Origin of the sequence: Porcipelethomonas ammoniilytica, assembly GCF_025567485.1 — a bacterium.
GTDB classification, from domain to species: domain Bacteria; phylum Bacillota; class Clostridia; order Oscillospirales; family Ruminococcaceae; genus Porcipelethomonas; species Porcipelethomonas ammoniilytica.
In genome coordinates this window covers 1-881 of the sequence record NZ_JAOQKH010000063.1, presented here as the reverse complement: position 1 = coordinate 881, position 881 = coordinate 1, and the positions used below count along the sequence as shown (strand labels likewise).

The following is an 881-nucleotide window of genomic DNA, read 5'->3' as shown; positions in this document are numbered from 1 at the left end:
TTTTTTACTCATTTTTATTTACCTCATTTCATTTTTAATTTAATAAAAATGCACCCTGTTAAACAGAGTGCATATTGACATATTATGCCGATTATAGTATAATAATGTTTATGGGCATACCTGAAACGGTAGGCTTGCCATCTTTAGGGCAAGTCTGCCGAACGCTTTTCCTATTGCGTTCGGTAGGCGGTTGTTCCCTCCTTACGCCATAAATTTACTTATCGTCCACGAAAGTGCAGGCGAAATAAGCTGGCAAGGAGGTGATAGATAATGGAATCAATCATTATCTTCTTAATCCTTGTGACTCTTAATGAAGTTATCAAGAATATAAAGAAATAAACCGCCCTCAGCTGCTAAACTAAAGCGGTTTATTCAATAAACAATTTAGTGAGGGAGCGACCGTCTATCGGTATGCCCCTTTTTTATTATTATACATCAATTATGGAAATATGTCAACTTTATTTTATAATTTCATACGTCTTTTCAAAAATATCTGGTTTACATGGATATTGTTCGCCATTTACACCTGTAATAATAAAATCTCCTATAGAAGCTTTCATATCCCCTTCAAATGTTTTTATTACAACAGGTTTGTCGGTTTTATATGCCTCTATAACTATAGGCTTTTTTCTGTATTTATTCATTTAGTTCTCCTTCAAATTCATAACCGCCGCCATACCTGCTGATATGGCAGAAATACAAAGTCCCAAAACAGCGGATTTTACAGTCAGATCAGTTGCGGCGATATTAACCGCTATGTAACCGACTGCTGTCTGTAAAAATGTTCTCAATGCTCGCTTTATGCAATTTTTCTTTAAAATGTTCATTTGTGCATCTCCTTTTCCAAGTCCTCAATTCTATGATTTGCGACTTTTATCTGT

2 protein-coding genes are annotated in these 881 nt (G+C 35.1%); both read right to left on the bottom strand.

Going from position 1 to position 881, the window contains the following annotated elements; genetic code table 11:
• Nucleotides 1-458 precede the first annotated feature (458 nt).
• A complete protein-coding gene (locus OCV67_RS13165) occupies nucleotides 459-644 on the bottom strand; it encodes a hypothetical protein (RefSeq protein ID WP_147644387.1) in 186 nt (61 codons plus the stop codon).
• Complete coding sequence (locus OCV67_RS13160; protein WP_147644386.1) at nucleotides 645-827, bottom strand: hypothetical protein; 183 nt, start codon at nucleotides 825-827, stop codon at nucleotides 645-647. It abuts the gene before it with no gap.
• Nucleotides 828-881 lie beyond the last annotated feature (54 nt).